The organism is Burkholderia sp. JP2-270 (assembly GCF_003233675.1).
In the GTDB taxonomy this organism is placed as follows: domain Bacteria; phylum Pseudomonadota; class Gammaproteobacteria; order Burkholderiales; family Burkholderiaceae; genus Burkholderia; species Burkholderia pyrrocinia_C.
Window position 1 is genome coordinate 1262904 of record NZ_CP029824.1, and the last position, 21895, is coordinate 1284798.

Below are 21895 nucleotides of genomic sequence, written 5' to 3' on the forward strand. Positions count from 1 at the left end.
GCCGCCATTATTGACCGGCTAAGCTGATCCTTTCGACGTTTCGATCGAGGAGACACCATGCGGCGGGTCGTATTCAACCAGAAGGGCGGCGTGGGCAAGTCGACGATCGTCTGCAACCTGGCGGCGATCAGCGCGAGCGAAGGGCTGCGCACGCTGGTCATCGACCTCGATGCGCAGGCGAACTCCACGCGCTACCTGCTCGGCGACGCCGCGGCCGACGCGCAACCGGGTGTGGCCGGCTTCTTCGAAACCGCGCTGACCTTCAACTTCCGTCCGGTCGACGTCGCGTCGTTCATCCATCCGACCCCATTCGAAGGGCTCGACGTAATGCCCGCGCATCCGGACCTCGACACGCTGCACGGCAAGCTCGAATCGCGCTACAAGATCTACAAGCTGCGTGACGCGCTGAACGAGCTCGACACCTACGACGCCGTGTACATCGACACGCCGCCCGCGCTGAATTTCTATACGCGCTCGGCGCTGATCGCGGTGGAGCGCTGCCTGATCCCGTTCGATTGCGACGACTTCTCGCGCCGCGCGCTGTACACGCTGCTCGAGAACGTGAAGGAAATCCAGCAGGACCACAATGCGGCGCTCGAGGTGGAAGGAATCGTCATCAACCAGTTCCAGCCGCGCGCGAGCCTGCCGCAACGGCTGGTCGACGAACTCGTCGACGAAGGGCTGCCGGTGCTCGCGTCGAGGCTGTCGGCGTCGGTGAAGATCCGCGAGTCGCATCAGCAGTCCAAGCCGGTGATCCATCTCGAACCCGGGCACAAGCTCGCGCAGGAATTCCGCGCACTGCATCGCGAACTGGCTGGCTGATCCCCCCGCACGCCGGCGCCGGCCGCGGCCGTTTCATACGGCCGCGCCAGTTTTTCCGTTGCGACCCGCAATTCATCCGATCATTGATTTTGTCATTAATAATCCCGGAAACGATTTCATAATAAATCCAGGAAAAACGATTACATAAGTGCCTGCTCCATTTTCAATGACCGCCGGTTTTCTAATAAACGGAATAACGAATGGGTAAATGTTGAGCGGCGTCACGATGCGCTATGCTGTAAAAAGGTAAAAGGAAAATGCGGGACAGAGTGCCGCGGTATTTTTTTCTATGTGATGTCGGTGCGCCGCAGGCTTAGGCGGCCGATCGAAATGAAATAAGGGTTTACACCTATCATTAATGCCATTTTATTGACAATTAATCGATCTAGAATGACGTCCTTCAACTTCCCGTGCTCAAAATGAGTGGCGGGTTGTCAATAAGTAAGCCGGCTTTCGATCTGGCTTCTATTTTTCTTTACGTCGTCTCTCGCATTGCCAACAGGAGCGTGCCCGATGTCCGTATTTGCCCCCGAAAAATTCGCCGCCGATTATCAAGCCGGTATCGCTGCGTGGTTCGCGATCGCCCGTCCGGCGATCAAGGGTTTCGAGGCTGTCGTCGAACTCAACCTGCAAGCGGCCCGGACGGCGCTCGAGGAATACGAAGACAAGCTGAAGAACGCCTTCAACAGCAGCAATCCGGCCGCGGGTTTCGCGCAGCAGGCGGCCGTACCGCAGGAAGCGGCCGGCAAGGTCGTGTCGTACGGCCGCCATCTGTTCGACATCGCGGTGTCGACGCAAGCCGAATGGGCGAAGGTCGCGCAGGCGCAATACGAACAGAACGACAAGCGTCTGAAGGACGTGATCGGCGAACTGTCGAAGCATGCGCCGGCCGGCTCGGCGCCGGTGGTGGCCGCACTGAATTCGGCGCTGTCCGCGGCGACGGCAGCGGCCGACTCCGTGCGCGCAGCGACGGGGCAGGCGATCGAAGCCGCACAGAGCAGCTTCGATGCGGTCAGCGAAACGGCCACGCGTGGCGGCAAGCAGACGGCTGCCGCCGCACGCAAGGACGCAGCTGCGGCTGCGCGCGAATCGGCCGCATAACGACGTAACCGCGGACGCAACCGCGAACGTGAGCGCGTGTCGCGCGCAGGCGCGACACGATTGATCGGCGTCGGATGGCGCCGTGTGCCGCGCGGTGCACGGCGGCCCTCCGGTTTGCCGCAAGGTGCCGGTGCATGTGCGGGCCCTGCCGGTGTGCCGCCGGCGCGTCCCGCACTGCTCGTGGCGTGTCGGCGTGCGACCTGACCTTTATCGCGCCGAATGGCCCGACGTGCGCCATCGCCAATTGCAGCCGGCTCGTGCCGGCGTCAGAACGACGAACTGATTTCGATGCAGGAACTGAACATGACGGACGTAGTGATCGTATCGGCCGCGCGGACCGCGGTCGGCAAATTCGGCGGCTCGCTTGCGAAGATTGCGGCGCCTGAGCTGGGCGCGACGGTGATCCGCGCGGTGCTGGAGCGTGCGGGCGTGAAGCCCGAGCAGGTCAGCGAAGTGATCATGGGCCAGGTGCTGACGGCCGGCTCGGGGCAGAACCCGGCGCGGCAGTCGCTGATCAAGGCCGGGCTGCCGACGGCAGTGCCGGGGATGACGATCAACAAGGTGTGCGGCTCGGGCCTGAAGGCCGTGATGCTGGCGGCGAACGCGATCGTCGCGGGCGACGCGGAGATCGTGATCGCGGGCGGCCAGGAGAACATGAGCGCGTCGCCGCACGTGCTGCCGGGCTCGCGCGACGGGTTCCGGATGGGCGACGCGAAGCTGGTCGACACGATGATCGTCGACGGGCTGTGGGACGTGTACAACCAGTACCACATGGGCATCACGGCGGAGAACGTCGCGAAGGAATACGGCATTACGCGCGACGAGCAGGACGCGTTCGCGGCGCTGTCGCAGAACAAGGCTGAAGCGGCGCAGAAGGCCGGGCGCTTCAACGACGAGATCGTTCCGGTGTCGATTCCGCAACGCAAGGGCGAGCCGCTGCAGTTCGCGACCGACGAGTTCGTGCGTCACGGCGTGACGGCGGAATCGCTGGCGGGGCTGAAGCCGGCGTTCTCGAAGGACGGTACGGTGACGGCGGCGAACGCGTCGGGCCTGAACGACGGCGCGGCGGCGGTGCTGGTGATGTCGGCGCAGAAGGCGGCGGCGCTGGGTCTGACGCCGCTGGCGCGGATCAAGGCGTATGCGAACGCGGGCGTGGATCCGAGCGTGATGGGGATGGGCCCGGTGCCGGCGTCGCGGCGGTGCCTGGAGCGCGCGGGCTGGACGCCGGGCGACCTGGACCTGATGGAGGTCAACGAGGCGTTCGCGGCGCAGGCGCTGGCGGTGCACAAGCAGATGGGCTGGGACACGTCGAAGGTGAACGTGAACGGCGGGGCGATCGCGATCGGTCACCCGATCGGCGCGTCGGGCTGCCGGATCCTGGTGACGCTGCTGCACGAGATGGCCAAGCGCGATGCGAAGCGCGGGCTGGCGTCGCTGTGCATCGGCGGCGGGATGGGCGTCGCGCTCGCGGTCGAGCGCGTCTGAGCCGGGTCTGAAGACACGACCCGCCTGGGGCGCCGGCCGGCGCCCCAGGCGGGCGAAGCGAGTGTCGCGCACGACAAGCAGCCAACAACAAGCGCGATGTTCCGGTGCGTGCCGCGCCCGCGACGCGGGCGGCTGCGCATCGAAGCGGTGGGGCGGCAGCATGTGCGATGCCGTCGCCCTGCATTCATCGATTACTTTTTTGTCGGTAATTTATAGGATGACTAAGCGAATTGCAGTTGTGACAGGTGGAATGGGCGGTCTCGGCGAAGCGGTCAGCATCAGGTTGAACGACGCGGGCCACCGGGTAGTCGTCACGTATTCGCCGAACAACACCGGCGCCGACCGCTGGCTGACCGAGATGCACGCGGCCGGCCGCGAGTTCCATGCGTACCCGGTGGACGTGGCCGATTACGATTCGTGCCAGCAATGCATCGAGACGATCGTGCGGGAAGTCGGCCCGGTCGACATTCTCGTGAACAACGCGGGCATCACGCGCGACATGACGCTGCGCAAGCTCGACAAGGTGAACTGGGATGCCGTGATCCGCACGAACCTCGATTCCGTGTTCAACATGACGAAGCCCGTCTGCGAAGGCATGGTCGAGCGCGGCTGGGGTCGCATCGTCAACATCTCGTCGGTGAACGGCTCGAAGGGTTCGGTCGGCCAGACCAACTACGCGGCCGCGAAGGCCGGCATGCACGGGTTCACGAAATCGCTCGCGCTCGAGGTCGCGCGCAAGGGCGTGACGGTAAACACGGTGTCGCCGGGCTACCTCGCGACGAAGATGGTCACGGCGATCCCGCAGGACATCCTCGACACGAAGATCCTCCCGCAGATTCCGGCGGGCCGGCTCGGCAAGCCCGAGGAAGTCGCGGCGCTGGTCGCTTACCTGTGCTCGGAAGAGGCGGGTTTCGTGACGGGCTCCAACATCGCGATCAACGGCGGCCAGCACATGCACTGACGCGCGGCGGCCCGGACCGCGTTCGCGTGCGGGTGGGGCCGCGTTCCGCTGTATCCAGTGCCGGAGCGGCGGCAGGCGCGCCGCTTCGGCCTCGCATTCCGGAGAAGGCATGGGTGAAACCTGGATGGGACTCTTGATCGGCGGCTCGGCACTGGCCGTCGCGCTGACGATGGCGATCTTGCTCTACTGGCTGGAGCGGCGCCGCGCGCGGTTGCTGCGGAACTTCGATCATCGCGATTGCTGGTTCGTCGCGTACGGCAAGTGCTTCGCGCGCAGGACGGCGAGGCCGGCACGCCGCATGCGCGGCGCGCGCTGACGGCCGCGACGCCGTGGTAACGCGGCGTCGCGATTGGCGGACGGTCACGCATCGCGCGCATGCAGTCGGTGATGCGCGCGATGCGCGTGCTCAATCGCTCTTTTCGCTCTTGCTACCCGACTCGCCCGAGTCGTTCTTGTGGAAGATCCGCTTCGTCGTGCGCTTGGTGGCATCCCAGCCTTCGCGCGACGCGTGTGCAACCCCGTGCCCGACCGCCTTCGCGGCGCTCGCGGTTGCGTGGCCGAAGCTGCGCGCAGCTTCGCCCGTCTTGTGCGCGGCTTCCTTCGAATCGCGCTTGATGTCCTGCTTCACTTCCGACATGTCCGCATGCGCGATCGGGCTGAGCAGCGCCAGAACGAGTGCGGTGCCCATGAACTGACGAACTTTCACGACCTGGTTTCCTTGTATAAGTCTCTTCATCGAGGATTCGAATTGCCGGCGGGCGGCGGGGCAAACGCTCCGGCCGCCGATGCGTCGAGCATCACCGCGGCGCGGCCGGTCAGCAGCACGCGATCGCCGCAGCTCAGCGCGAAGCCGTACAGCACCGAGCGGCCGTCGCCGCTCATGCGTTCCGCGTCGACGGTGAGCGGCAGGTCGAACGCGTCGAGCCGGTCGACGAACGCGTCGACGTTGCGCACGCTCGCCAGATAGCCGACGCGCGGGCGTTCTTCTTGCGCACCGAGCAGCGCGCCGTGCACGGCCATCGCCTGCGCCGCGTATTCGATGCCGCAGACCGACGCGAGCCGGCCGTGCGAGCGCAGCGGGTTGTGCGGATCGCGGTGGCTCGTCGCGGTGCAACGGATGCGTTCGGCGTCCCACGCATCGACCGTATCGAGCACGCACATCGTGCCGCCGTGCGGAATGTGCGCTGCGATCCACGCGTGGTCGAGCGGCGGCGTCAACGCGATCGTCGTGGCCATCATGCGCGCTCCGCGAAGGCATCCGGGATCGCGACGTCGACCTGCACGCGCGTATCGGCCAGGTAGTCGAGCACGACGCGCGTCGAACGCCGTGCGGCCAGCGCGTCGAGCAGCGGCAGCACGCGCGCGGCCGGATTGCCCGCGCGAAGTGCGTCGAGCTCGGCATTTGCGAGCGTCGTGGCGGGTGCGTCCGTGAGCTGCACGTCGATGCGGGCGAGCGCGCGCGCGCTCGCTTCGGGTGCGAACACGAGCGCGACGCCGAATGCGTCGTCGATCGGCCGCACCGCGCGCAGCGGCTCCGGATAGTCGGTGTCGTACGCGATCAGCAGGGTCGGCACGCGATCGACCGCGACCTGGCACAGGCTCTCGAGCAGGCCCGCGGCAAAGCTGCCGTCGTGCGCGCACAGCACGTTCGACGTCGCCATCGCGCGGGTCGCGATGCTCCAGTAGCCGGCCGGTGCGTTGTGCACGGAGTTGTGGAAGCGCGTAGGCGACAGCTGGCGATCGTCGCCAGCGAGGGTTTCGCAGATCGCGTGGCAGTTCTGGCCGTCGCCGCCGGACGCGCTGAACACGGTCGCGAGCGTGGCCGCATCGCGTCCGCTTGCCGCGACCGCTTCGTGGCCGACCGCGAGCGCGACGCGCACGACGGGGCTCGTGCGGCGCCGCTCGGCCGACGGCAGGCCGGCCGGCGGCGGCGGCACGGTGCGTGCGCTTGCATAGGCCGCGCGGCCCGCGAGCACGTCGGCCGCGTGCGGCCAGTCGTTCAATCCCGGCCCGACGAGGCCGATGCTTTCGATGAAGGCGGTGAGCGTCATGTCGGGCCTCAACGGCGTACGTGGCCGGCGCGGCCGAGGATCAGGCTGCAATTCGTGCCGCCGAAGCCGAACGAATTGGAAAGCACGGTACGCACGCGCATATCGCGGCTCGCGAGCACGTAGTCGGCGGCGAGCGCCGGGTCGGGCTGCGTCGTGTTGACGCCGGCCGGCACGAACTGCTCGCGCAGCGCGAGCGCGGCGACGACCGCTTCGAGCGCGCCGGCCGCGCCGAGCGTATGGCCGGTCGCGCCCTTCGTCGAGCTGCACGGCGTGCGCGCGAGCAGCGCGCCGACCGCGCGGCTTTCGGCCGCGTCGTTGCTCGGCGTCGCGGTGCCGTGCAGGTTCACGTAATCGATGTCGTTCGCGTCGAGGCCGGCGGACGCGAGCGCCTGCTCGATCGCGATGCGAGCGCCGAGCCCGTCCGGATGCGGCGACGACATGTGGTGCGCATCGCTCGATTCGCCGATGCCAAGCAGCAGGACCGCGTTGCCGTCGAGCGCGGCGGGCGGTTCGGGCACGCGTTCGACGAGCGCGAATGCCGCGGCCTCGCCGATCGAGATGCCGTCGCGTGCGACGTCGAACGGCCGGCACGGTCGGCGCGACAGCAGTTCTAGCGAGTTGAAGCCGTACAGCGTTGTCAGGCACAGCGAATCGACGCCGCCGACGACGGCCGCGTCGATCAACCCGGCCTCGATCATGCGGCGCGCGGAGCCGAACACCTTCGCGCCGGACGAGCACGCGGACGAGATCGCCATCGCCGGCCCGCGCAGCGCGAAATACGCTCGCACGAACGCGGCCGGCGAATACGGGTTGTGCGTGTGCGCATAACGAAAATCGGCGGGCAGTGCGCCGCTCGCCGGATCTCGATGCTGGTACGCGAGTTCGGTCTCGAGGATGCCGGCCGTGCTTGTGCCGACGAACACGCCGACGCGTGCGGCGCCGTAGCGCGCGACGGCTGCCGCGACGCGTGCCGCGAAGCCGTCCTGCGTGAGGGCGAGTTGCGCGAGGCGGTTGTTGCGGCACTCGAAGTCGGCGAGGTCCGCGCGCACGGGTTGCTCGTCGACGCCGTCCACCGCGCCGATCCACGTGTCGAGATCCGCACGCTCGAAGTCGCACGGCGCGAGCCCGCCGCGGGCGTCGCGCAGCGCGTCGAGGGTCGCATCGAGGCCGCGGCCGATGCAGCTGGTGGCGGTGAAGTGCGAGAGCAGGAGAGGTTTCACGAGGGTCGCATCCGGTGGCCGGAACGGGCGCCGCAGCAAGGCTGGCAGGCGCGCCGTTCGAGTTCAGATTTTATCAAACGGGGGTGCCGGAACGCCCGGCTGGCCGGGCGGTTCGGGCGCGAGCGCCGCGCGCAGCGTGGTCCAGTGCAGTTGCGCATCGGCGGCTGCGCGCAGCACCGCTTGCAGTACGTCGAGCACGATCGGTTCGCCGCGCGCGTCGCGTGCCGCATGACCGTCGTGCACGAGCAGGATGTCGCGCGGCGCGAGGCCGTGCAGCAGGCGGCGCGTGACGGTCGCGGCGCCGTGCGCGCGCGTGTCGAAGCCGCGCCGCGTCCAGCTCGCAAGCTGCAGGCCGAGTTCGCACAGCACCGGTTCGAGAAACGGATTGCGCAGGCCGGCCGGCGCGCGGAAGAACAGCGGGCGCGTGCCGGCGATCTCGGTCAGTGTCTGCTGCGCGGCCGCGATCTCGCGCCGCAGCGCGGCGGGCCCCGACAGCGAGAACGTGTGCCGGTGCCGCTGGCTGTGGTTCTCGATCGCGTGACCGCGCGCGACGATCGCTTCGACCCACCGCGGATGACGGCGCGCCAGATCGCCGATGCAGAAGAACGTTGCGCGCGCGTCGTAACGGTCGAGCAGGTCGAGTACGCGCGGCGTGACGTCCGGGTCCGGGCCGTCGTCGATCGTCAGCGCGATCCGGCGGCCGGCGCCGGCCGGCAGGCGCGTCCAGTTCGGGCCGAGCAGCGTGCTGCGCGGCCACAGGCCGGCAGCGGTCAGCGCGAGATGCGACGCGACCACGCTGCCGACGGCCCACGGCCACGCGGCTGGCTGAGCGACGGCGGCGGCCGCCGCGCCCGCGTGCAGCGCGGCCGTGCCCGCGATCAGCGGCGTCGGTTTCCAGCGGCGCACGCCGGATTGGCCGGGCTGTCGAGGCGGAGCGGACGACGGTGCGTTCATGCCTGGCTCCGTTGACGACGACCGCCGGCCGCCGCGGCGCGCGGCGCGAGTATCGCCGCGAACGCGAGCGCGAGTATCGCGCCGGGGCCGACGGTCAGCCCGAAGGTTTCGAGCAGCGGCACGCGCGACAGCGCCAGCAGCCCGAAGCCGGCGACCGTCGCGAGGTTCGCGACCAGCAGCGACACGAGCGTGTACGGCGTGACGGGCTGCGCGTCGTCGCGCTTGCAGAAGAACAGCGCGTAGTTCGAGCCGACCGCGACGATCAGCAGCATGCCGACCAGGTGCAGGATCGTCAGTTGCACGCCGGCGAGCGCGAAGCCGGCCGTCACGACCAGCACGGCCGCGACGAGCGGCGCGAGCGCGCGCACGGCACGGCGCGGCGAGCGCAGCGCGATCAGCAGCAGCACGGTGATCGCCGCGAAACCCGCGAGCGACAGCCGGATGTCCTCGTGCACGTAGCTCACGTACAGGCGGTCGGCTTCGGCCTTCATGTCGACGAACAGCGCATCGGGCACGCCCGCGCGCGCGACGGCCGCGCGTATCGGCGTGGCGTCGATCCCTTGCGCCGATTGCGCCGCGCGTGCGGCGTCCGGCGCGCGCAGCGACAGCATCGCGTTCCAGCGGCCCTCGCGTTCGGTCAGCAGCGCATCGACCGCGAGCGCCATCGACGTGCCGCGCAAGTCAGTGCGCGTCAGCAGCGGCGCGTGGCGCGCGGCTTCGACATCGGCGATGAACGGCGCGAACAGGTCGGGTTTCACCGCGATCGGCTGGTTCGCGACGGCGTCGCGCATTCGCGCGGCGAGCACGTCCGCATCGGGCAGGCTCGCCTGGCGCGCGCGCTGCGCGGCGTCGCTCGGCAGGTAGCGCGCGGGGCTTTCGAAACCCGCGAGCGCGCCCCGGTCGACGAGCGGCTGCAGTTGCGCGGCGACCTTTTCGGCGCCTTCGAGCGCGGCCTGCGCGGTCGGTGCGGAAATCACGACGAGGTAGCGTACGTCGGGCGCGCCGACATCGGCGCGCAGCCGTGCGTCGAGCGCCTGCGCCTGCGCCGGCACGGGGCTGAGCGAGGCGAGCTCGCGGCTCCACAGGCCGTCGCGATGCAGCACGAGCGTCGCGCACGCGGCGACCACGAGCATGGCGAGCGGCCAGCGCAGCCGCGGCGCGGCGTCGGCCGCGCGCGCGAGCACGGCGCCGACGCGCGACACGTCGCGGATCGCGACATGCTCGCCGCGCAGGTGCGGCAGCACGAAGCGAGTGACGAGCGCGGCGGCCGTGAGCCCGGCGATCGAATACAGCCCGAGTTGCACGAGGCCCGGGAATCCGGAGAACAGCATCGACGCAAACCCGCACACGGACGTCAGCACGCCGAGCCGGATCGTCGGCCAGTACGCAGCGAGCCATGCGCGCGTCGCGTCGGCCGGGTGCGCGGCGCCGCGCGTGCCGGCCTGCGCCGATTGCACGAACAGGTAGATCGAATAGTCGACGGCTTCGCCGATCAGCGTCGTGCCGAAGCCGAGCGTCAGCCCGTGGACCGTGCCGAACGCGACGCTGACCGCCGCGATTCCGGCCGCGACGCCCGTCAGCACCGGCAGCAAGCCGAGCGCGAGCGTGCGCGGCGAACGGTACAGCGTCAGCAGCAGCGCGACGATCAGCACGACACTCGCCGTCGACAGCCGTTCGACGTCGTGCCGGATCGTGTCGCGCATGTCGACCGAGAACACGCCGGGGCCCGTCATCGCGAGCGTGGTCGCGGCCGCGTTCGGCACGGCCTGCGTCGCGGCGGCGAATGCGCGGCGCACCGTGTCGATCGCGCGCGCCTGCGCGTCGGTGTCGGAGCCGGCCGCGGCCGTCTGCACGACGAGCACCGCGCGCGTGCCGTCGCGCGACGCCCACACGCCGTCGCGGTTCGCCGGCTGCGCCGCGCTGTCGAGCTGGTCGACGAGCGCGGTGACTTCGCCGGTCGGGTCGCGCGGCAGCATCGCCTTGGCGACGAGGCCGGCCGACGAGCTCAGCAGGTCGAGGCTGTCGCCGAGCGCCTGATGCAGGCCGTCGGCGCTGAAGCGTTGCGGCGTGACGGCCGGGCTCAGCAGGTAGCGGTGATCGAAGACGAACTGCCGGTCGCGCGCGTCGTTCGCGGCTTCGCCGTTGTGAACCGCCGCGAACTGCGGATCGGTGCGCAGCGTGCCGGCGATGCGCCGCGACATTGAGGCGCGCGTATTTGCATCGCCGCCGTCGATCGAGACGAGGATCAGCCGCGACACGATGCCGTCGCGCAACTGGTCGACGAGCACGCGCTGCCCGGCGCTCGGCGAGCCGGGCAGGAACGCGGACAGGTCGGCCGTGAAGTGCGCGCGGCCGATCGCGACGCCGCACGCGACGAGCGCGAGCAGCCACACGAGCACCGCGCGCTGCCGCAACGCGTGCAGGCGGCGCGTGACGGGTGACGATGAAGGTCGCGTGCGCTCGTCCATCAGTTCGGATTCGCCGGAACGGGTTGCAGGCGCATCACCGAATGATCGCCGTCGGCCTGCCGGATCGCGACGCCGCGCAACACGTCGCGCGTGCCGTCGAGCGTGATCGTGCTGACCACCTTCAGCATCCGCGAGTCGAGCGGCGTGAGCGTCAGCGTCCAGTCGTCGCCGCGCCCGGCGAGCGCGACCTTGTACACCTGTTCGAGCGCGAAGCGGTTGCCGGCGAGCGTCGCGCGGATGCTGTCGATGAACGCGCCGAGTTCCGGATAGCGCGCGAGCGCGAGCGTGTACTTGCGGTCGTTGCGCTCGACGGTGAGCATGTCGCCGTCGACGACGAGGTGTTCGGGCTTCGGGCTCAGCGTGTGCTTTTCCAGATGATCGGGCGCGACGAAGACGAGTTCGCCGGACGATTCGACCGGCTGCGTGGCGATCGACAGGTACTTCGTTTCGGTGAACGTCGCACGCCCCGACTTGTGCTGCGCGAGCGTCGACATCAGCCGATCAAGGTTCCAGGCCGAACCCGTGTCGGCCGCATGCGCGGGCACGGCCAGCGCGATCGCGGCGGCGGTTGCGGCGAGCAAGCGGGCGCTGCGGTGCAGCGCGAGCGGGAGCAGGAGGCGGCGAACGGCGGTCATGCGTCGGAATCCCTCGTGGCGGGCAGGTCGGCGGCGGCGCGCGCAACGTCGCGGCGCGCGGCCGCGGCGTTGCCGACTTGCCAGAAATCGAAATAGTTGAACCAGTTGTACGGCGCTGCTCGGCAATACTTGTCCAGCAGCGCGACGTAGCGCGCGAGTGCCGCGTCGACGGCAGCCGCGCGTGCGTCGCGCCGCACGTCGGAGAAATCGGCGAGCGTTTCGAAGTGCACATCGTAGCGATTGCCGTCGCGATAGAGGCCCGTCATGAAGATCACCGGACGCCGCAGCATCGCGGCCATGTAGAGCGGGCCGAGCGGGAACGCGGCCGGCGTGCCGAGCAGCGGCAGCCGCCGCAGCGACGCGGCCGCGTCGTCGCGCAGCGTACGGTCGGCGAGCATGCCGACCATGCAGTTCGCGTCGAGGCGCTCGCGTACCTTCAGCATCGAGTCGACCTGCCCGAGCGGAATCACTTCCGGCGTCGCGGCCGGATTCACCGCGGCGAGCGTCGCGTTGATCTTGCGCGCATTGTTCTCGTACATCGTGACGACGACGCGCAGGTCCGGGTGCGTGCGGCCGATCGCGCGCACGACCTCGAAGCTGCCGAGGTGCGCCCCCATCAGGAACGCGCCGCGTCCGCCCGCGAGCGCATCGTCGACGAGCGTTTCGCCGTGCAGCCGGATGTCGAACAGGTCGAAGCGCCCGTTCATCAGATAGATGCGGTCGTGGATCGTCGCCGCGAATGCGAACACGTGCCGGTACACGTCGCGCCAGCGTGCGGGGCGGCCGAGCACGCGACGCAGGTAGTCGCGCGACGCCGCGCACGCGACCGGCGAGAACAGCACGAAATACGTCGCGATCAGATGCAGCACGATGCGCGCGCGCTGCCGGCCGAAGCGCAGCGAGATCCACGTCATCGCGCGCAGCAATCCCGCGTTGCTGCGCTCCTGGCGCTCGGCCCACGCGGTGCGCTTCATGGCTGGGCACCGTCCGGCACGGCGGGCGGAGCGGACAGCACGCCGGTCGCGACATCGCGCGACCCGGCGCGCAGCGTGAAGCGGATTGCGCCGCTGGCCGAGGCGTCGAACGCGAGATCGAGCGGTTCGCCGGGCGCGACGGGGCTGAGGAATTTCGCGGAACCGAGCCGCCATGCGTGCAGCGGGCGGTTCAGCGCGGCGCCGATCGCGTGGATCGCGTGATCGAGCAGCACGACGCCCGGCACGACCGGATGGCCGGGGAAGTGGCCGGGCAGCGCCGGATGGTCGGCGGGAATCGTGAACGCGAGCGCGGGTGTGCGGGCCGCGTCGCGCGCGGGCAGCGGTGCGGCCGCGGCGCGTGCGTGTCGTGCGACGAGCGCGGCCAGCACATCGCGCGGCAGCTTGCCCGTTTCGTTGCGCGGCAGCGCGTCGACGAACACGAGCGGGCGCGGCATGAATGCGGGATCGATCCGCTCGCGCAGCGCGCGCTGCAGATCGGCGGCGGCGAGCGTCGGCGCGACGACGAGCGCGACGAGGCGCGTGACCGGTTCGAGGCCGGTGTCGGCGTGCGCGGCCGCGGTTTCGTCGGGCATGAAGAAGACGCCGTCGACTACATCCGGAATCGCGTTGAGTTGATGGTTCAGGTACGCGAGCGACGTGCGCTTGCCGGCGATGTTGACGAGGTCGGCCTTGCGGCCGTGCAGCAGGAAGCGGCCGCCGCCGAGCAGTTCGAGCGCATCGCCCATCGGCACGGGCGCCTCGACGTGCCCGCCCGACACCCAGACGGTCGGCCCGCCGTCGTCGCCCGCGCCGTCGCTTGCGGGCTCGTCGCGCGCGTCGAGCCGGATGCCCGGGAACAGCTGCCACGCTGCGCCCTGCGACGTGCGGCGGGTCGCGATCTGGCCGGTCTCGGTGCTGCCGTAGATCTCGACGAGCGGTGCGTCGAGCTCGGCCTCGGCTTCGCACGCGAGCTTTTCCGACAGCGGCGCGGTGGCCGACAGCACGAGTGCCGCGCGCGGCAGTGCATGGCCGGCCGACAGCAGCGCACGCAGGTGGATCGGCGACGTGACGAGCACGCGCGGCTGGGGGATCGCGTCGAGTTCGTCGCGAATGTCGACCGGGTAGAACGGCTGGCGGTTGCTGAACGCGAGGCCGCCGATCAGCGCGAGCAGCACCGTCGATTCGAAGCCGTACATGTGCTGCGCTGGCACCGTGCCGATCAGCGTGGCCGCGCGGCCGTCGAGCAGCCCGAGGCGGTCGGCCGCCGCGCGCACGCAGCCGACCAGGAAGCCCCAGGTCTTGCGGTGCGGCACCGGCGCGCCGGTCGAACCGGACGTAAACACGTACGCCATGATCCGCGCCGCATCGATCTGCGGCACGGCGAACGGCGCATCGTCGGCGAGGTCGCCGGGGGCGGCGTCGGGATACGCGAACCGCGGCAGGTCGATCGCGCAGTCGGGCGCGTCGTGCAGGCAGAACGCATCGGGCGCGAACGACGCGAGCTGGCGGACCATTTCCGGCGTGTGCGTCGACGGCAGCAGGCTGATCCTGCCGGCCACGAGCGCCGCGCACAGGCTGACCGCGAAACGGTAGCGGTCGCGGCACACGTTGAACACGTGGCCGCCGGCGGGCAGCGCGGCGGCGACGCGCGCGACATCGGCGACGAACGTGCGCACGGTGACGGGCGCGCCGTCGCGCCAGGCGATCGTCTGGTCCGGCGACGAATGGAATACCAGCGGATGAGTCGGCATAAATCGGTAAAAGCGGGAGCGAAGGCCGGCGCGGCCGCGTTGCGGCGCCGCGCCGGCCGTGAATTCATCGTGACGCCTGCGACGCGTGGGTTGTCGCGCGATACGCGCGCACCGCGTCGACCATCCGCGGCTGCGGCTCGTGCGGCAGCGCGAAGCGCCGGCAGGCATGCTCGGCGGCGAACATCACGGCGACGAGCGGCAGCGACAGATAGTTCGCGAACGTCGACCACGTGACGATCGGCGCGGTCGCGAACAGCAGTGTCGACACGGCGGCGATCGCGACGAAGAACAGCGTCCACGCGAGCGTGATCTGCCGCGTATAGCGCGCGACGGCCGGCGTGACCGTGCCGTGGATCATCGCGGCGAAACGCGTGCACAGCGGCACCTCGCCGGCCGCGAGCGTGCGGCCGAACAGCAGCGCCATCGCGACGTTGAAGCTCGCGTGCTCCAGATACAGGCCCCATTCGAAGTGCTGCGCGAGCGGCACGCGCGCAGCCCACAGCACGGCGGCGGCCAGCAGCCACGCCGGCACGAACCATGCATGTCGCGGCGAGCGCAGCGCCGCGCCGAGCGCGAGCAGCAGCGGCGGCACGAGCGCCATCGCGAGGCCGAAGCCGTGTGCGCCGGGCGTTGCGGCCGCGTAGTGCGCGCCGGCCTGGTAGGCTGCGACGGCGCCTACCGCGGCGACGCCGCGCGCGATGGACGGCAGCCTGCTCATCGGCGGCCTCCGTGCGGGCGCGGGCTCGCGTCGCCGGCGGCCGCCAGGCGGCAGCAGGCGGACGGGCGAACCGGAACGGAGCGGAAGGACGGACGCGGCATGACTGGAGACATCGGGCGGATCGTGGCCGAACGCGGTGGTCGGGCCGTCAAACATCATATGAATGGCGGCCGGGATGCGGGTCCGGGCCGGTAGTCGAGTGCGCCCATTTTAGGGCCGCGGCACGGCGTGTTCGGGGCGGGCGTGTGCGGGTTTTGTAACCGATTGTATGGCACCGGACGAACGGTTTCGCGGGGTCGGTCCATTTCCATCCAAAGCGGCTCAAGCGTCTCGTGCATTCGTGTCACGAAACGGGCCGCGGCGCCGGCCCGCCAGTCTGTAACCATTCCCCGTATACGGCCCGATACCCATCGTCTAGAATCCGCGTAACTTTTACAACGATCCCCAAATAACGCAGGCGGGGACGCCGGCAGACGCCGGAGGGACGGAGATTTGCACGCGCCGGGCGTGCACGACGGTTGCCGTTTCCGGGCGCCTCCCGCTGCCGTTGGCCGCCTGCTCGCACGCATGATGAACGCACTGGAACAAGAGCTCGCCACGCTGATCATCGGCGAACTGAATCTCGAAGACGTCCCGCTCGAAACAGTGACGGTCGAGACCCCGCTGTACGGCGAAGGTTTCGGGCTCGACTCCATCGACATCCTGGAAATCGCGCTGCTGATCTCGAAGAAATACGGCTTCGAACTGCGCTCGGACAATCCGGATAACCAGAAGATCTTTGCGACGCTCGGCGCGCTGGCCGCATACGTCGCCGCGCATCGTACGAAGTGACGGCGCGGCGCACGGGCGCGGCGCGCAGGTGATGACGGTATGCGGCGGCGATCGGCAGACGATGCGCCGCCGCGTCGATCGAGGTGAAACGCGATGAACGGAGCAATTCGATGCGCTCGCTCGTGACGGGCGGCAGCGGCGCACTCGGGCAGGCGATCTGCATGGCGCTCGCGCAGGCCGGCCATGAAGTTTGGGTCCATGCGAACCGCCATCTCGCGCAGGCGGAGGCGGTCGCGCAGCAGATCGTCGCGGCCGGCGGCACCGCGCGCGCGATCGCGTTCGACGTGACCGATGCCGACGCGACGCTCGCCGCGCTCGCGCCGCTTGCCGACGAAGCGCCGGTGCAGATTCTCGTCAACAACGCCGGCATTCACGACGACGCGCCGATGGCCGGCATGTCGCGCCGGCAGTGGCACAGCGTGATCGACGTGACGCTCAACGGTTTTTTCAACGTCACGCAGCCGCTGCTGCTGCCGATGATTCGCACGCGACGCGGGCGGATCGTCAACATCGCATCGGTGGCCGGCGTGACCGGCAATCGCGGGCAGGTCAATTACGCGGCCGCGAAGGCGGGGCTGATCGGTGCGACGAAATCGCTGTCGCTGGAGCTCGCGTCGCGCGGCATTACCGTGAACGCAGTCGCGCCCGGCATCATCGAATCGCCGATGGCCGAACAGGCGTTTCCCGCCGACCGGATCAAGCAGCTTGTGCCCGCGCAGCGCGCGGGCCGGCCCGACGAAGTCGCGGCGATGGTCGCGTATCTGGTGTCCGACGCCGCGGCCTATGTGACGGGGCAGGTGATGTCCGTCAACGGCGGGCTCGCATGACGAAACGCGCGGCGTCGGCCTGACGTCGTGCAACGCGATGCTGACCGCGATGTCGCGCGGCCTGCATCGCATAGTGAGGAAATCGAAGTGTCCGTGCATCCAGTCGACGCCGAACGGCGCCCGTGTTCCCCGTCGTCAGCCACCGCGCCGGTCGCGCGCGGGCAGGCGGCCGGCGGGCCGGGCGCATCGCGATCGGGCGCGCCGCTCGCGCACGGCCGCGACCGCGCACTGCAGCTCGTCCAGATGAGTCATGCGCGGCTCGCTGCGTTGCTGCACGATGCGCGCATGCGTGGCGATGGAATCGACCGCGCGTTTCCGGGCGCGTTGGGCGCGGTGTGCATCGGCGCGGCAGGATTGCAGCACCCATCGTGCACAGAATCGCGGGCCGAATCGCACGCCGATGCGGCGGCACGAATGCTGGCCGATGCCGCCCCCGACCTGCCGGTTGCACCGGTGCAGATGGCGCTGCTCGGCGCCGGCGCCGCACCGGGCGATGCCGTCTGCGAAATCTGGCAGTGCAATGCGCGCGACCTGCGCAGCGAGCGGCGCGGTGCGCTGCACTATCGCTACAGCGAAGCAGCGGGGCTCGTGTTCGGCAGCATCGTCGTGCACGAAACGCACGAAACGCACGAAACGCAGCGCGACGGCGGCACGCCGCTCGAACGCGCGACACACGATGCATACCGCACGCTGTTCGACGTGCTCGATACGCTCGGCATGCCGCATCCGCTGCGTATCTGGAATACCATGCCGGCGATCAATGCCGTGCAGTTCGGGATCGAACGCTATCGTCAGTTCAATATCGGCCGACAGCACGCGTTCGATGCGTGCCGCCGCGCCCTGACGGGCGGTGTGCCGGCCGCGTGCGCGCTCGGTTCGGCCGTGCCGGTCGCGGGCGACGCGTTGCCGGCCGCGTCGCTCGCGATCCATTTCATCGCGAGCCGCACGCCCGCAGATCCAGTCGAGAACCCGCGCCAGGTCAGCGCGTATCACTATCCGGCGCAATACGGCCCGCGTGCGCCGACGTTCGCGCGTGCAGCCGCCTGGGCGGACGGCGGTGCCGCGCCGGTGCTGTTCGTATCGGGCACCGCGAGCATCGTCGGGCACCGCACCGTGCATCGCGGCGACGTCGTCGCGCAAACGCGCGAGACGGTCGCGAATCTCGCGGCGGTGCTCGAGCAGGCCGCGCGGCAGGGGCATGGCCCGTTCTCGCTGGCCGACCTGAGCTATCGCGTCTACGTGCGCGACGCCGGCGATGCCGCGGCGCTTGCCGAGATCGATCGGGTGCTGCGCGATGCGGCCGGCCCCGGCGTGCGGCCGCTTTTCGTCCACGCGGACGTATGCCGCGACGACCTGCTGGTCGAGATCGAGGCGAGCGCGGGTCATGCGATGGAGCGGCTGTCATGAAGCGGGAGAACTTCACGATCCGGCAACCGGCACCGCATCCGGGCGGCGTCGACGACGCCTGCCGCCAGTCGCCGGCAAGTCATAAACTTTTGTCAGGATCCCTGTCTTCGCAATCGGCCGTTCCCATGTCCAAGCTGCACGCCTCGTCCACCCATCTCGTCCTGATTCCGAGCTACAACCCGGGCGCCAAGGTCGACACGACCGTGCGCAATGCCCGCGCGCAGTGGAATCCGGTGTGGGTCGTCGTCGACGGCAGTACCGACGGCAGCGCCGAGCGGCTGCAGGCGATGGCCGAGCACGACCCCGGGTTGCGCGTGATCGTGCTGCCGGAGAATCGCGGCAAGGGCGCGGCAGTGCTCGCGGGGCTCGACGCGGCTGCCGCGAGCGGCTTCACGCACGTGCTGACGATGGATTCCGACGGCCAGCATCCGGCCGACCTGATTCCCGCGTTCATGGCCGCGTCGCAGGCCGCGCCCGATGCGATGGTGCTCGGCGTGCCGAAGTTCGACGCGAGTGCGCCGCAGCTGCGCGTGCAGGGACGCCGGCTGTCGAACGCCTGGGCCGACCTCGAGACGCTGTGGGCCGGGATCGGCGATTCGCTGTACGGCTTTCGCGTGTATCCGGTCGCACCGCTCGCCGCGATCATGCGGCGCCAGCCGTGGATGCGCGGCTTCGACTTCGATCCCGAAGCGGCCGTGCGGCTGTGCTGGGCCGGCGTGCGTCCGATCCGCATCGACGCGCCGGTGCGCTACTTCGGCCGGCACGAGGGCGGCGTGTCGCATTTCCACTACGGCCGCGACAACGCGCTGCTTGCATGGATGCACCTGCGGCTTTTCACCGGCTTCGCGGTGCGGCTGCCGATGCTGGTCGCGCGGCGGCTGACGCGCCGCCGCGACCAGGCGGCCTGAGCGGCGCGCCCGTTTTTCCGTCCCGATCGTCGCCCGCCCGCGGCGATTGCTTCGGTTTTGACCTTCAATTCCGCTGAAAATCGCCGCTTCGCGTCAATCCTATGAGTAATTAAGGTGTCATCGGATGTAAACATCTGGTAATTTTCTGCCGGATTATGCAAAATCGCCGCTCCCAAATACAACTATCGAGGGATCCGGGATGCAACTCAAGAAAGCGGTGGCAGCGTGTGGCGTGGCGTGTCTGTTGAGCGCGTGCGGCGGGGTACAGAGCCTCGACGCGAACAGCCTGACGTCGGCGGGGACGAACCTGTTCAAGGCAGCGACGCTGTCGGATTCGGACATCGCCGCGCTGTCGAACGACTCGTGCAAGTCCAGCGACGCCGAATCGAAGATCGCGCCGGCGAACAGCGCGTATTCGAAGCGCCTGACGAAGGTGATGAAGGGCTTCGGCGACATGACGCTGAACGGCCAGAAGGTCAACTACAAGGTCTACGTGACCAAGGACGTCAACGCGTGGGCGATGGGCAACGGCTGCGTGCGTGTGTACAGCGGCCTGATGGACATGATGAACGACGACGAACTGCGCGGCGTGATCGGCCATGAAATGGGCCACGTCGCACTGGGTCACTCGAAGAAGGCGATGCAGACGGCGTACGCAGTGAGCGCGGCGCGCAGCGCGGCCGGCGCGGCATCGCCGGGCGTGGCGGCGCTGACGAGCTCGCAGCTCGGCGACATCACCGAGAAGTTCATCAACGCGCAGTTCTCGCAGACCCAGGAAAGCGCGGCGGACGACTATTCGTTCGACCTGATGAAGCAGAAGGGCATGAGCCAGAAGGGCCTCGTCACCGCATTCCAGAAGCTCGCGAAGCTCGATGGCGGCCAGAGCTCGATGATGAGCTCGCACCCGTCTTCGACGAGCCGTGCGCAGCACATCGAGGATCGCATCGCGAAGGGCAGCTGATCGCGCAGCCGCTCGCCGGCCGGCGAGCGGCAGGCGAAATGAAAAACCCCACGCTCTTCCGGGCGTGGGGTTTTGTTTTTTGGGGACGGCGTGCCGCTTACGGCACCATCCCCGGCAGCACGTACGCCTGCACCAGCGTGATCAACCCGACGATCACCGCGAACAGCAGGCTGTGCCGCACCGTGAAGCGGAACAGCGCCGACTCGTTGCCGACGAGGCCCGTCGCCGCGCACGCGACCGCGATCGACTGCGGCGAGATCATCTTCGCGGTCACGCCGCCCGTCGTGTTCGCGGCTACCGCGAGCGTCTCGGGCACGCCGAGCTGATGGGCCGTAGCTTGCTGCAGCGAGCAGAACAGGGCGTTCGACGACGTGTCCGAGCCGGTCAGGAACACGCCGAGCCAGCCGAGGAACGGCGAGAAGAACGGGAACGCGGCGCCGGTCGCGGCGAGCATCAGCGCGAGCGTCGACGACATCCCCGAGTAGTTCGCGACGAACGCGAACGCGAGCACGAGGCCGATCGACAGGATCGGGCGCGTCAGTTCCTTCAGCGTTTCGCCGAACGTGACGAGCGCGTCGCGCGGCTTCATCCGCAACAGTGCCATCGAGATCAGCGCGGTCACGAGGATCGCGCTGCCCACCGCCGACACCAGATCGATCTTCAGCACGGCTTCGAGCGCCTTCGGCGTCGCGGCGATCGGTGCGGTCTTCACGACGAGCTGGTCGAGCCCCGCCACGTGAAACTTCAGCACGGTCGACGCGAGCGCGCCGTGCGCGGCGAACAGCGCCTTGAACGGCGCGATGCTCCACACGGTGACGACGGCCGTCAGGATCAGGAACGGCGACCACGCGCGCACGGTCTGCACGAGCGTGTACGGCGACGCCTGCCGGCTCGTGCCGGTGCCGAAGCCGTTGCCACCCGCGCCGAAGCCGGCCAGCGCCGCGCCGCCGCCGGTCGCGACGATGCCGCCGGCCGGCTGCTGCGCGGTGCGCGGCTGCCACACCTTCAGGAACGCCGCGAGCGCGACGAGGCTGACGAGCGACGACGTGATGTCCGGCAGCTCGGGCCCGATGTGGTTCGACGTGAAGTACTGCGTGACGGCGAAGCTGCCGCCCGCGACGAGCGCGGCCGGCCAGGTCTGCCGCACGCCGCGCAGCCCGTCCATCATGAACACGAGCCAGAACGGCACCGCGAGCGACAGCAGCGGCAGCTGGCGGCCGGCCATCGCGCCGATGTGGAACGGGTCGATGCCCGTCACCTGTCCGGCGACGATGATCGGGATGCCCATCGCGCCGAACGCGACCGGCGCAGTGTTCGCGATCAGGCACAGCCCGGCCGCGTGCAGCGGCTTGAAGCCGAGGCCGACGAGCAGCGCGGCCGTGATCGCGACGGGCGCGCCGAAGCCGGCCGCGCCTTCCAGGAACGCGCCGAACGAGAAGCCGATCAGCAGCATCTGCAGGCGCTGGTCGTCGGTGATCGACAGCACGGACGCGCGGATGACGTCGAACTGGCCCGTCTTCACGACCATCTTGTACAGGAACACGGCCGCGACGATGATCCACGCGATCGGCCACAGGCCGTATGCGAAGCCGAAGCCGGCCGCCGCGAGCGCCTGCGGCACGGGCATCCCGTACGCGAGGATCGCGACGCCGAGCGACAGCAGCAGCGTGATCGCGGCCGCGACGTGGCCCTTCATCCGCAGCGCGGCCAGCGCGACGAAAAAGAAGATGATCGGGATCGCGGCGACGAACGCCGACAGCCCGAGGCTGCCGAGCGGGGTGTAGATCTGATGCCAAACCTGCATGGTTGTCTCCTCCATCT

At 69.4% G+C, this 21895-nt stretch carries 22 protein-coding genes; 10 read left to right on the forward strand and 12 right to left on the reverse strand.

Features of this window, described 5'->3' with window-relative positions; genetic code table 11:
- Nucleotides 1-57: 57 nt before the first annotated feature.
- On the forward strand, nt 58-822 hold the full coding sequence (locus tag DM992_RS06070) for a ParA family protein (RefSeq protein ID WP_034179044.1): 765 nt from the start codon (nt 58-60) through the stop codon (nt 820-822).
- A 72-nt stretch (nt 823-894) separates the two neighbouring features.
- Here DM992_RS06070 and DM992_RS41515 read toward each other — a convergent pair whose 3' ends face one another.
- Entirely contained in the window at nt 895-1047 is a 153-nt protein-coding gene (locus tag DM992_RS41515; protein WP_162631597.1) for a hypothetical protein, read from the reverse strand.
- A 288-nt stretch (nt 1048-1335) separates the two neighbouring features.
- On the opposite strand from DM992_RS41515, the gene phaP reads away from it, so the two are divergent.
- The 4 genes from phaP (at nt 1336) to DM992_RS06095 (ending at nt 4685) form a co-directional block, all read left to right on the forward strand.
- Nucleotides 1336-1923 (forward strand): TIGR01841 family phasin, encoded by a 588-nt coding sequence (gene phaP / locus DM992_RS06080; RefSeq protein ID WP_111016100.1) that lies wholly within the window; start codon nt 1336-1338, stop codon nt 1921-1923.
- A 303-nt stretch (nt 1924-2226) separates the two neighbouring features.
- On the forward strand, nt 2227-3408 hold the full coding sequence (locus DM992_RS06085; protein ID WP_111017822.1) for an acetyl-CoA C-acetyltransferase: 1182 nt from the start codon (nt 2227-2229) through the stop codon (nt 3406-3408).
- 217 nt (nt 3409-3625) lie between these two features.
- The gene (phbB, locus tag DM992_RS06090; protein WP_111016101.1) at nt 3626-4369 is read left to right on the forward strand and encodes an acetoacetyl-CoA reductase; all 744 of its coding nucleotides are present in this window, start codon (nt 3626-3628) and stop codon (nt 4367-4369) included.
- 109 nt (nt 4370-4478) lie between these two features.
- A complete protein-coding gene (locus tag DM992_RS06095) occupies nt 4479-4685 on the forward strand; it encodes a hypothetical protein (RefSeq protein WP_111016102.1) in 207 nt (68 codons plus the stop codon).
- 90 nt (nt 4686-4775) lie between these two features.
- On the opposite strand, the gene DM992_RS06100 is transcribed toward DM992_RS06095, so the two are convergent.
- The 10 genes from DM992_RS06100 to DM992_RS06145 all read right to left on the reverse strand — a co-directional run bounded on the left by DM992_RS06100 (nt 4776) and on the right by DM992_RS06145 (nt 15140).
- Nucleotides 4776-5105 carry a hypothetical protein gene (locus DM992_RS06100; protein WP_111016103.1) on the reverse strand — a complete coding sequence of 110 codons (330 nt, stop codon included), beginning with the start codon at nt 5103-5105 and terminating at the stop codon, nt 4776-4778.
- Entirely contained in the window at nt 5102-5605 is a 504-nt protein-coding gene (locus tag DM992_RS06105; RefSeq protein ID WP_111016104.1) for a hotdog family protein, read from the reverse strand. The genes DM992_RS06100 and DM992_RS06105 overlap by 4 nt, the downstream gene beginning before the upstream one ends.
- A complete protein-coding gene (locus tag DM992_RS06110; protein WP_111016105.1) occupies nt 5605-6420 on the reverse strand; it encodes a beta-ketoacyl synthase chain length factor in 816 nt (271 codons plus the stop codon). Before DM992_RS06110 ends, DM992_RS06105 begins: the two co-directional genes overlap by 1 nt.
- Nucleotides 6421-6428: 8 nt before the next feature.
- Complete coding sequence (locus DM992_RS06115) at nt 6429-7640, reverse strand: beta-ketoacyl-[acyl-carrier-protein] synthase family protein (RefSeq protein ID WP_111017823.1); 1212 nt, start codon at nt 7638-7640, stop codon at nt 6429-6431.
- Nucleotides 7641-7703: 63 nt separating this feature from the next.
- Nucleotides 7704-8594 (reverse strand): polysaccharide deacetylase family protein, encoded by an 891-nt coding sequence (locus DM992_RS06120; RefSeq protein WP_111016106.1) that lies wholly within the window; start codon nt 8592-8594, stop codon nt 7704-7706.
- Nucleotides 8591-11062 carry an MMPL family transporter gene (locus DM992_RS06125; protein ID WP_111016107.1) on the reverse strand — a complete coding sequence of 824 codons (2472 nt, stop codon included), beginning with the start codon at nt 11060-11062 and terminating at the stop codon, nt 8591-8593. Before DM992_RS06125 ends, DM992_RS06120 begins: the two co-directional genes overlap by 4 nt.
- Nucleotides 11062-11697 carry an outer membrane lipoprotein carrier protein LolA gene (locus DM992_RS06130; RefSeq protein ID WP_111016108.1) on the reverse strand — a complete coding sequence of 212 codons (636 nt, stop codon included), beginning with the start codon at nt 11695-11697 and terminating at the stop codon, nt 11062-11064. The genes DM992_RS06125 and DM992_RS06130 overlap by 1 nt, the downstream gene beginning before the upstream one ends.
- Nucleotides 11694-12671: an acyl-CoA synthetase gene (locus tag DM992_RS06135; protein WP_111016109.1), complete on the reverse strand. Its 978-nt coding sequence runs from the start codon at nt 12669-12671 to the stop codon at nt 11694-11696. Before DM992_RS06135 ends, DM992_RS06130 begins: the two co-directional genes overlap by 4 nt.
- Nucleotides 12668-14422: an acyl-CoA synthetase family protein gene (locus DM992_RS06140; RefSeq protein ID WP_111016110.1), complete on the reverse strand. Its 1755-nt coding sequence runs from the start codon at nt 14420-14422 to the stop codon at nt 12668-12670. The genes DM992_RS06135 and DM992_RS06140 overlap by 4 nt, the downstream gene beginning before the upstream one ends.
- Nucleotides 14423-14486: 64 nt before the next feature.
- The gene (locus DM992_RS06145) at nt 14487-15140 is read right to left on the reverse strand and encodes a hypothetical protein (RefSeq protein WP_111017824.1); all 654 of its coding nucleotides are present in this window, start codon (nt 15138-15140) and stop codon (nt 14487-14489) included.
- 570 nt (nt 15141-15710) lie between these two features.
- Between DM992_RS06145 and DM992_RS06150 the strand changes: the two genes are divergently transcribed.
- The 5 genes from DM992_RS06150 (at nt 15711) to DM992_RS06170 (ending at nt 20074) form a co-directional block, all read left to right on the forward strand.
- A complete protein-coding gene (locus tag DM992_RS06150; RefSeq protein WP_034179433.1) occupies nt 15711-15971 on the forward strand; it encodes a phosphopantetheine-binding protein in 261 nt (86 codons plus the stop codon).
- Between the two features lie 110 nt (nt 15972-16081).
- Nucleotides 16082-16798 carry a 3-oxoacyl-ACP reductase FabG gene (fabG, locus tag DM992_RS06155; protein ID WP_111017825.1) on the forward strand — a complete coding sequence of 239 codons (717 nt, stop codon included), beginning with the start codon at nt 16082-16084 and terminating at the stop codon, nt 16796-16798.
- 87 nt (nt 16799-16885) lie between these two features.
- Complete coding sequence (locus tag DM992_RS06160) at nt 16886-18205, forward strand: endoribonuclease L-PSP (protein WP_204356104.1); 1320 nt, start codon at nt 16886-16888, stop codon at nt 18203-18205.
- A 125-nt stretch (nt 18206-18330) separates the two neighbouring features.
- The gene (locus DM992_RS06165; RefSeq protein WP_111016112.1) at nt 18331-19113 is read left to right on the forward strand and encodes a glycosyltransferase family 2 protein; all 783 of its coding nucleotides are present in this window, start codon (nt 18331-18333) and stop codon (nt 19111-19113) included.
- 199 nt (nt 19114-19312) lie between these two features.
- Nucleotides 19313-20074, forward strand: coding sequence for a M48 family metalloprotease (locus tag DM992_RS06170; RefSeq protein ID WP_111016113.1), 762 nt, complete (start codon nt 19313-19315; stop codon nt 20072-20074).
- Between the two features lie 97 nt (nt 20075-20171).
- On the opposite strand, the gene DM992_RS06175 is transcribed toward DM992_RS06170, so the two are convergent.
- Nucleotides 20172-21878, reverse strand: a complete 1707-nt coding sequence (locus DM992_RS06175) for a lactate permease LctP family transporter (RefSeq protein ID WP_111017826.1) — start codon at nt 21876-21878, stop codon at nt 20172-20174.
- Nucleotides 21879-21895 lie beyond the last annotated feature (17 nt).

Coding starts and splice junctions, on each gene's coding strand:
- DM992_RS06070 (WP_034179044.1), top strand. CDS start 58: ATGCGGCGGGTCGTATTCAACCAGAAGGGCGGCGTGGGCAAGTCGACG.
- phaP (WP_111016100.1), top strand. CDS start 1,336: ATGTCCGTATTTGCCCCCGAAAAATTCGCCGCCGATTATCAAGCCGGT.
- DM992_RS06085 (WP_111017822.1), top strand. CDS start 2,227: ATGACGGACGTAGTGATCGTATCGGCCGCGCGGACCGCGGTCGGCAAA.
- phbB (WP_111016101.1), top strand. CDS start 3,626: ATGACTAAGCGAATTGCAGTTGTGACAGGTGGAATGGGCGGTCTCGGC.
- DM992_RS06095 (WP_111016102.1), top strand. CDS start 4,479: ATGGGTGAAACCTGGATGGGACTCTTGATCGGCGGCTCGGCACTGGCC.
- DM992_RS06100 (WP_111016103.1), bottom strand. CDS start 5,105: ATGAAGAGACTTATACAAGGAAACCAGGTCGTGAAAGTTCGTCAGTTC.
- DM992_RS06105 (WP_111016104.1), bottom strand. CDS start 5,605: ATGGCCACGACGATCGCGTTGACGCCGCCGCTCGACCACGCGTGGATC.
- DM992_RS06110 (WP_111016105.1), bottom strand. CDS start 6,420: ATGACGCTCACCGCCTTCATCGAAAGCATCGGCCTCGTCGGGCCGGGA.
- DM992_RS06120 (WP_111016106.1), bottom strand. CDS start 8,594: ATGAACGCACCGTCGTCCGCTCCGCCTCGACAGCCCGGCCAATCCGGC.
- DM992_RS06125 (WP_111016107.1), bottom strand. CDS start 11,062: ATGGACGAGCGCACGCGACCTTCATCGTCACCCGTCACGCGCCGCCTG.
- DM992_RS06130 (WP_111016108.1), bottom strand. CDS start 11,697: ATGACCGCCGTTCGCCGCCTCCTGCTCCCGCTCGCGCTGCACCGCAGC.
- DM992_RS06135 (WP_111016109.1), bottom strand. CDS start 12,671: ATGAAGCGCACCGCGTGGGCCGAGCGCCAGGAGCGCAGCAACGCGGGA.
- DM992_RS06140 (WP_111016110.1), bottom strand. CDS start 14,422: ATGCCGACTCATCCGCTGGTATTCCATTCGTCGCCGGACCAGACGATC.
- DM992_RS06145 (WP_111017824.1), bottom strand. CDS start 15,140: ATGAGCAGGCTGCCGTCCATCGCGCGCGGCGTCGCCGCGGTAGGCGCC.
- DM992_RS06150 (WP_034179433.1), top strand. CDS start 15,711: ATGAACGCACTGGAACAAGAGCTCGCCACGCTGATCATCGGCGAACTG.
- fabG (WP_111017825.1), top strand. CDS start 16,082: ATGCGCTCGCTCGTGACGGGCGGCAGCGGCGCACTCGGGCAGGCGATC.
- DM992_RS06165 (WP_111016112.1), top strand. CDS start 18,331: ATGTCCAAGCTGCACGCCTCGTCCACCCATCTCGTCCTGATTCCGAGC.
- DM992_RS06170 (WP_111016113.1), top strand. CDS start 19,313: ATGCAACTCAAGAAAGCGGTGGCAGCGTGTGGCGTGGCGTGTCTGTTG.
- DM992_RS06175 (WP_111017826.1), bottom strand. CDS start 21,878: ATGCAGGTTTGGCATCAGATCTACACCCCGCTCGGCAGCCTCGGGCTG.